Genomic DNA, 377 nt, shown 5'->3' on the forward strand with positions numbered 1-377 from the left:
TATTGATTGCCACGGGTTTCGGGCTGGGACTATCGCCCTGGATGCCCGGAACCTTGGGATCACTGCTGGGTATACCGTTAGCGTGGTGGCTTTGGGGTCAGCCTTTAGCAAGACAACTGCTGATCATAACCGCGTTGCTATTGGTCGGTGTTCCGCTGTGCCACTGGGCCTCACACTGGCTTGGCGGTGGCGATGCTGCGCAGATCGTTGCCGACGAGTATCTCGCCTTCCCACTCGTCTTGGTTGGTCTGGCAACAGCTCATAGGGGGTGGACGATAGGCGCTGGACTCCTACTTTACCGGCTGTTCGATATCACCAAGCCTCCGCCCATTGGATTCGTCGAAACCATTGGTGGTGGCTTGGGTATCGTCTTGGAT

At 57.0% G+C, this 377-nt stretch carries 1 protein-coding gene; it reads left to right on the forward strand.

Translation table 11 applies throughout. The features are described from left to right. Positions 1-2: 2 nt before the first annotated feature. A partial coding sequence (locus tag AAEZ09_RS27960) for a phosphatidylglycerophosphatase A family protein (RefSeq protein ID WP_350601592.1) occupies positions 3-377 on the forward strand: 375 nt, incomplete at its 3' end.

This window comes from Pseudomonas sp. 65/3-MNA-CIBAN-0223, assembly GCF_040310425.1.
Classification (GTDB): Bacteria; Pseudomonadota; Gammaproteobacteria; order Pseudomonadales; family Pseudomonadaceae; genus Aquipseudomonas; species Aquipseudomonas gregormendelii.